7 protein-coding genes are annotated in these 7,176 nt (G+C 44.7%); 6 read left to right on the top strand and 1 reads right to left on the bottom strand.

From position 1 onward, the window contains the following. The 6 genes from AK963_RS33500 to AK963_RS23460 all read left to right on the top strand — a co-directional run. On the top strand, nucleotides 1-1,694 hold a 1,694-nt coding region (locus AK963_RS33500; protein ID WP_476588285.1), incomplete at its 5' end, for a restriction endonuclease. A 77-nt stretch (nucleotides 1,695-1,771) separates the two neighbouring features. After that, complete coding sequence (locus tag AK963_RS23480; protein WP_066017831.1) at nucleotides 1,772-3,274, top strand: MotA/TolQ/ExbB proton channel family protein; 1,503 nt, start codon at nucleotides 1,772-1,774, stop codon at nucleotides 3,272-3,274. Further along, complete coding sequence (locus tag AK963_RS23475) at nucleotides 3,274-3,981, top strand: OmpA/MotB family protein (protein WP_202969844.1); 708 nt, start codon at nucleotides 3,274-3,276, stop codon at nucleotides 3,979-3,981. Before AK963_RS23480 ends, AK963_RS23475 begins: the two co-directional genes overlap by 1 nt. A 5-nt stretch (nucleotides 3,982-3,986) precedes the next feature. Beyond that, nucleotides 3,987-5,072, top strand: a complete 1,086-nt coding sequence (locus tag AK963_RS23470; RefSeq protein WP_066017829.1) for an HNH endonuclease — start codon at nucleotides 3,987-3,989, stop codon at nucleotides 5,070-5,072. 20 nt (nucleotides 5,073-5,092) lie between these two features. Continuing rightward, nucleotides 5,093-5,968, top strand: a complete 876-nt coding sequence (locus AK963_RS23465) for a GIY-YIG nuclease family protein (RefSeq protein ID WP_066017832.1) — start codon at nucleotides 5,093-5,095, stop codon at nucleotides 5,966-5,968. Between the two features lie 157 nt (nucleotides 5,969-6,125). Next, nucleotides 6,126-6,809, top strand: a complete 684-nt coding sequence (locus tag AK963_RS23460) for a hypothetical protein (protein WP_139117609.1) — start codon at nucleotides 6,126-6,128, stop codon at nucleotides 6,807-6,809. A 30-nt stretch (nucleotides 6,810-6,839) separates the two neighbouring features. Here the strand turns inward: AK963_RS23460 and AK963_RS23455 are convergent, their stop codons facing one another. Then, the gene (locus tag AK963_RS23455) at nucleotides 6,840-7,073 is read right to left on the bottom strand and encodes a hypothetical protein (RefSeq protein WP_066017827.1); all 234 of its coding nucleotides are present in this window, start codon (nucleotides 7,071-7,073) and stop codon (nucleotides 6,840-6,842) included. Nucleotides 7,074-7,176 lie beyond the last annotated feature (103 nt).

Here is a 7,176-nt window from a genome sequence, read left to right as displayed (position 1 = left end):
AAATCTTTGAAGAAGAGTATGTCAACATTGCCCGCAAAGGGAAATATCGCAGCCTGTTTGAAGAGACCTCGCCAGAGGCGTTAGTAAGCCAGCTTCATAACGGTTACTTCGCCATTGATAAAAAGAAAGACAGCGCTGGTGAAGCACAGTTTAAAGACTCCAAACTCTCGGCCAAAGGCGAAGGCGGGAAAACGGCGGCGGATGAAAGTGCCTACAACCTGATCATGAAAGAGAAGGAACGGTTGCTGAGCCTGGACTGCAAACTGAAGTTTCTGTTCTCCCACTCTGCGCTGAAAGAAGGCTGGGATAACCCCAATGTGTTCCAGATTTGCACCCTGAACGAAACCGCCTCGGTGATTAAAAAACGTCAGGAGATTGGTCGTGGTCTTCGCATTGCCGTTAACCAGAAGGGCGAACGGGTTCATGGGTTTGAGGTGAACACGCTGACGGTAATGGCCAATGAGTCCTATGAGGATTTTGTCGCCAGCCTGCAAAAAGAGATCGAGGAGGAAGAAGGCATTCGCTTTGGCGTGGTGGACGACCATCTGTTTGCCAATATTGTGATCCGGCATGAGGGTGAAAAACCGGACTTTCTTGGCGCTGAGAAGTCAGAGCAGATCTGGCAACACTTGCTGGATGCAGGCTATATCGACAAGAAAGGCAAGGTTCAGGACGACCTTAAAACGGCACTGAAGGAGGGCAACCTTGACCTGCCTTATGACGTGTTGGAACAGGCTGAGCAGATTCAGGCGGTGCTGAAAAAGGTAGCGGGTGGCCTTAATATCAAAGACAGCAGCAAGCGGGAAACGGTAAAACTGAATAAGGCGGTTTTCCTGGGTGATGAGTTCAAGTCGTTGTGGGAACGCATTAAATACCAGACCACGTACCGGGTGGATTTTGACCACCATGCCCTGGTAGAAGAATGCGCTAAAGCCATTGAGAAAGACCTGGTGGCCGGTAAAACCAAGTTTGAGTACGCCAAGGGCATCGTCGCCACCAAGCACAGTGGACTTGAGGTAACGGAGAGCAAAACCCAAACCTATACCTATGATGCCAAAGACTATAAGTTGCCGGACATCGTCAGTTATCTGCAAAACGCCACCAACCTGACCCGTCGCTCAATCGTCAGCATCCTTACCCAGTGCAACCGGCTTGATGCCTTCCGAAATAACCCTCAGAAGTTCATTGATGAAGCCACGAACATCATCAAACGCGTGATGCGCCGGTTTATTGTGGATGGCATCAAGTACCAGAAAATTGGCGATGACCATTTCTACTGTCAGGAACTGTTCCAGGATAAGGAACTGAAAGGCTATCTGGGTAAGAACATGCTCGAATCCGGTAAGTCGGTGTATGACCATGTCATTTACGACTCCGATGTAGAGCATGACTTTGCCGAAGCCTTTGAGAAAAGCGAAGAGGTGAAGGTTTACGCCAAACTGCCAGACTGGTTCAAAATTGAAACGCCACTGGGTACCTATAACCCGGACTGGGCGGTACTGGTGGAGAACAACGGCAGCCAGAATCTCTATTTTGTGGTGGAAACCAAAGGCTCCCTGTTCAGTGATGCCCTGCGCCCTACCGAGCAAGCTAAAATTGACTGCGGCCGGGAGCACTTTAAGGCATTGGGTGAGAATGTTAGCTTTGCCAAGGCTAATAATTTTGATTCTTTTATTGATCAGGTGGCGGGATAAGCCACTTATTCAATAAATAAAGGCAGCACTAACACAGCCGATCAACGCTGATTACGACTCTTTAAACAGGTATTTTAATGTCACCAGGAAATTTTCTCGAGGGTTTGTTTTATAAGGCTTCATCAGAGCTTTGGACTGATATTTTTATCTGGTTAATTCTGGGTGTATTTATACTGGCTATTTTTGAGGCAAGTCGTGGAAAACATTCACGTTTTCTCGAACATGCACCCAACGTCATGACTTCACTAGGTATTCTGGGAACCTTTACCGGGATTATCATTGGTCTGTTGCATTTCCAGCCCGATAAGATAGATGAGAGTATTTCATTACTGTTAGATGGTCTGAAAACAGCCTTTATCACCAGTCTGGTGGGCATGTTTGCATCGATCATCTTCAAAGGATTGGATGCTTGGAAATTTGCTCCGATGAGGGAAGATGGAGATGAGAAAGAAGATGTAACCCCTAAGGATATTTATCAGCAGCTATCCGGACAGACAGAGCTACTAACTCAGCTGAGAGAAAGCTTGGCCGGTAACGAGGAAGGCTCAGTTAATGGCCAATTAAAGAATCTTCGCAGCGACCTTCGAGATGCAGCCAAAAAGCGTGATGAAGAGTATCAAGCTTTTGCTCTAAAACTATGGTCACAAATGGAAAACTTTGCCGACATGCTCTCCAAATCGGCCACCGAAAAAGTTATCGAAGCTCTGAAGCAAGTTATTGTGGAGTTTAATCAAAATCTGACAGAACAATTTGGAGAAAACTTTAAAGCTCTGGATGCTTCGGTAAAAAAACTGGTGGATTGGCAACAGCAATATATGGAAGAGCTGGCTCAAATGAGTCAGCAGTACGCAGAGGGAGTCAAAGCAATAGACAGTACTCGGGATGCCGTATCCACCATCAGTGAAAAAACAGGAGAAATCCCGGCGTCTATGGATCAGCTGAAAGCAGTTTTGGAAGTTAATCAGCATCAAATTGCGGAGCTTCAGCGCCATTTAGAGGCCTTTGTAAATATGCGAGACCAGGCAGTTAAAGCAGTGCCTGAAATTCAGGCTCAGGTTAAGGGAGTAGGAGATCAGCTTCAGCAAGGCGCACAGGAAATGAAAAAGGTCATGTTGGAAGGTGCGACCCAGTTCAGTACCTCCGTCAACCAGACCAATGCCTCTATTACCAGTATGGCCGATAGCCTCACAAGTAATGCCAACTCGATCACTACCACATTGAAAGATGGATCTACTCAAGTCCACAACACAACCAGAGATATGGTAGAGCGCCTTGAGCACAGCAGTAAAAACCTTCAGGGAGAACTTGAACGCTCTATTAATACAGTGCTCACCACTATACAGGACAACTCCAAAAAATCGCTTGGTGCTGTTGAAGGTCAAATCCGGGAGGCCGTCAGCCGTTCAGGCGAAGGGGTTAACAGACAACTTGCAGCACTTGACCAATCATTACAGCAAGAGCTGAACCGGGTAATGCAAGAACTTGGTAAAGCACTAACCAGCATCACACAGAAGATGGCCGAAGACTATCACCGCATGGTCGCTGCTCATAATCCCCCAAAAAATAATCATAGGGGATAATGATGAAAAAAATCATAGGGCAAGCCAGTAGAGCTAACCATCAGGACAGTGAACACTGGATGAATGTTTCCGACCTTATGGCCGGATTAATGATGGTATTCTTGTTCATATCCATTGCCTTGATGCGCTCTGCCATTATTGAACGGAACAAAATCAAGGATGTTGCGATTGCGTATCAGGGCAATCAGGTGGCTATCTATGAAAGCCTGATGGCAGAATTTAAAGATGATCTGACAAAGTGGGATGCAGAAATTGACAAAGACTCTCTGGCTTTCAGGTTCAAATCACCAGATATTTTATTCGGCACAGGCAAGTCAAAACTTACTGATTCATTCCAGCTTATTTTAAGTGACTTTTTCCCGAGATTTCTCTCTACCCTTGAACAGTTTAATGATGTAGTTGAAGAAATCAGAATCGAAGGGCATACCAGCTCTGACTGGGAAGGGTTAAGTAAGGAAAATGCCTATTTTCATAATATGAATCTTTCCCAAAGGAGAACAAATTCTGTTCTGAAATATATTCATGATATAGAAGTCAATAAGCAACGCAGAGATTGGATCAGAATGAATGTCGCAGCCGTTGGTTATTCTTCCTCAAGATTGATATTGACAGCTGATGGATTGGAAGATTCACGAAGTTCTCGTCGGGTTGATTTCAGAGTGGTAACGAATGCTGAAACACAAATAAGAAAAATCCTGGTGGAATAATCAATATGAAGCTTGACGTTGACTTTAGTGCTTTGTGGAATATCTCCAGCCAAATTGGGGCTGGTCGCAGCGATTTTTCACTGGATGAAGAAGTCCAACCTATCGACGAAATTGATGTGAGTTTGGGTGGCGAAGGTATTGAGGTTAACCCTGAAGAACTTCAGTTAAGGGGTGGTCTTTTTTCTTATGAGGGCCGTCAGGTAGTACTTTATATTCCCAACCATACGAACAGAGAGATTGAAAAAGCATTAATTGATAAGTCAGTCCGAAAAAAATTTCATGTTGGCTTCTGTTCTCATCTTGAAAAAATGAAAAAACAAAAACAATTTGAGAAATATAAGGCAACAAACAATCTATCGGGCGAATTTCATATTTTCGGAAAAAGTAAAATTGATCGAATAACAAAAGAAGGAGATGTCTGTCTTGATGTGTGCATGTTCTGCCTTGAAAAGCTCAATTATCAGGGAGCTGCTGACAGAACCATTCGTCGAATGGTAAGGGATTCCTTTGATATAGCTCAGTTTTTCTCCACTTATAGTTCCTTCTTTCCTTATTTACCCAGCGGTATTGGAGGTGATCCCAGTAAAGCAGACTATACATCTGATTGGCCAATTGTTTCTGCAAAGTACAAGGCATCAAGAAACTACACCTGTGAAAACTGTCATGTGAACCTGAATAGCCACAAAAGCCTGCTGCACACCCACCATATCGATACTGTTGCAGGTAATAATCGCCCTGAAAATCTTCAGGCACTGTGTGAGGATTGCCACAGAAAAGAGCATGGCCATATGCATGTCAAACACCGTAACATGCAAATTATTAACCAGCTTAGACTAGAACAAGGTTTGGTTGAGAAGCAGTGGAACAAAGTACTCCAGCTCGCCGATTCAGCACTCAACGGAGTACTCAGAAAGTTACAAAGTAAAGGTTATCAGCCCCCAGGAATTGGTTATTCCTTAGTCAATAGCCGTGGTGACGTTGTTGCTATCGCCGATGTTGCCTGGCCTGAGAATAAATTAGCCATAACCATCGAAAAGATTGATCAGGCTATACCAGGCTGGAAGATTGCTCAGCCTGAAGATTTTTTGTAAAAATGGGATTTCTCGACTCAATGCAACCCGCAACTATCAAACTCTTCCTCGTTAAAGGCAGTCCAACCGGACTGCGTACTGCTGAAATCTCCAACTGGACTGGCAAGGCCATTGCTGGACCTCGGAGCGATCTTGATGATTTATTAGGTCGGCCGGAACTACAAAGCCCTGGAGTGTACCTCTTAACAGGTACTGATTCTGAGTCTGGTGACCCCGTTCTCTATGTTGGCGAGGCTGAGAATGTTTCAAAGCGCCTTAAGCAGCACGCAAAGACGGAAGAAAAAGATTACTGGGTTCATACCTCTGCTTTTGTCAGCAAAGATGAAAACTTGACCAAATCCCACATCAAGTATATTGAGGGTAAGCTTATCCAGCTGGCTCACAGCAGCAAACGCATGATTGTGATGAACAGCGTTTCCAGCGGTTCCTCTCTACCTGAGGCTGACCGCGCAGAGATGGATATTTTTATCCAGAAAATTCTGCAACTGTTACCAGTATTGGGGATTCACCAGTTTTCTGCTACGGCTGCATTTTCTCCTTTACAGTCCAAACCCAAAGCTTCAGTCAATAGTGATGAAGTCCCTCTTTTCCACATGAAGGGCAAGGGAGTCGCTGCCTCAGGCAGACGGTCAGAAGAAGGATTTACGGTATTCAAAGGGTCTCAGGCTGTAAAAGTCGCAGTTAAGGCCTGCCCTTCAGGTGTTGTCAAAAACAGAGAGCGTTTACTGGAAAAAGGCATTATTGCCCTTGAGGGTGAGCACTTTATTTTTACGGAGGACTATGAATTTTCCAGCCCCAGTACTGCGGCCAGTTTTGTTCAGGGTGGAAGTGTCAATGGGCTTACGGCTTGGGTGAATAGTGATAACCGGACTTTGAAGAGCTTTGAGAGTCAGTAGTCTTTGCGCTGCCCTTAAGTGAGCATTCAGGACATTCAATAAATACATTAAAACCCTATGGATATTCTAAATACCACCCTGAACACCTCAATGAATGACAACATCACGGACAACTACGTTGAGAACGTCAATTACTATCAATTGGGTTGTATTGAGTATGCTTTACAATATTCTGCTCACTTATCTGGCAGGGATGGCCTGGATGGTCATAAACCTCACCTATCATATTTTCATCAGATTTGATAAGTATGATCGTAAATACCGGGAACTGAAATGGGATTTCGCTTTAACCTGTATACTCTGGCCGCTCTTTATAATCTCTTCTCCACGCCGTCTGATTAATCCTGGTCATGATTTCGGTACAGGCGAACATTGGGCAGAGGAAGCGCGGCTTCGGGAGAATCCGCCTCCTGTGGGCGAAATCGTTCTCTATCAAGCTAAAAAAGGAGGGTATAGTGACACATTCGGTGAGTTCACATTTATACGGCAAGACATTCTGGATTATTTACAGAATCGTTGGTGGGACGAGTCGAATGACTACCCCCTAACTCAAGTGGAATACACTATTCATAACTGGCTCGATTATCACTATGACAGCTCAATATCTCAGCCTACTGTCGTTCCTGCTGCATGGGAGCATTTTCAACTTATTGCTGACGATATGATTAGGCAAGGTATAGGAAAGGTGCACTGCACTCAATGTCAATTGGACTACAGCACCAAGCAACTATTATCCAAAAATAATCGTGGTCACGCTGGATGGAACTCTAACCGGCTGCATTGCCCAAAAGATCACCCCTTATTGGTTGTGCAGACCACTCACTATACTGTAGTTTCTTAAAGATAGAATTTTTTGCTCATCAGTTTTTAATCAAATTTCAACCTCATACTGCGCCAGACTCGGTGCAGTACCTTTTATCTCACCATCCTGGACAAATACCTTTTGTCCTACAGCAGTTGTCTCCCCCTTGATGGTAATTACCGAACCATCTCGAAGCTCAGCTTGACTGGTGCCATTGCCATTATTGCTGGTGATGGTGGCAACAACTCTCACACCTTCAGGTATCAGAGCCTTGAACTTTTGCCAGATATTGGTGGTTGCCATAAGCCCGAAACCCTTTTATTTTTTTGAAACCACAAAAAAGGGCAATGCCCGAAAGCACTGCCCTTCTGAACCTCATTTTATGCGAGGTTGGAAACTACAGTAT

The sequence above is a fragment of the Endozoicomonas atrinae genome (genome assembly GCF_001647025.1).
Lineage (GTDB): Bacteria > Pseudomonadota > Gammaproteobacteria > Pseudomonadales > Endozoicomonadaceae > Endozoicomonas > Endozoicomonas atrinae.
The sequence above is the reverse complement of the archived record's forward strand: the minus strand, read 5'-3'. Positions and strand labels throughout refer to the sequence as shown.

Excerpts from the sequence above, each read along its gene's own strand:
- AK963_RS23475 (WP_202969844.1), top strand. The coding sequence starts at position 3,274 with ATGATGAAAAAAATCATAGGGCAAGCCAGTAGAGCTAACCATCAGGAC.
- AK963_RS23480 (WP_066017831.1), top strand. The coding sequence starts at position 1,772 with ATGTCACCAGGAAATTTTCTCGAGGGTTTGTTTTATAAGGCTTCATCA.
- AK963_RS23470 (WP_066017829.1), top strand. The coding sequence starts at position 3,987 with ATGAAGCTTGACGTTGACTTTAGTGCTTTGTGGAATATCTCCAGCCAA.
- AK963_RS23460 (WP_139117609.1), top strand. The coding sequence starts at position 6,126 with ATGCTTTACAATATTCTGCTCACTTATCTGGCAGGGATGGCCTGGATG.
- AK963_RS23455 (WP_066017827.1), bottom strand. The coding sequence starts at position 7,073 with ATGGCAACCACCAATATCTGGCAAAAGTTCAAGGCTCTGATACCTGAA.
- AK963_RS23465 (WP_066017832.1), top strand. The coding sequence starts at position 5,093 with ATGCAACCCGCAACTATCAAACTCTTCCTCGTTAAAGGCAGTCCAACC.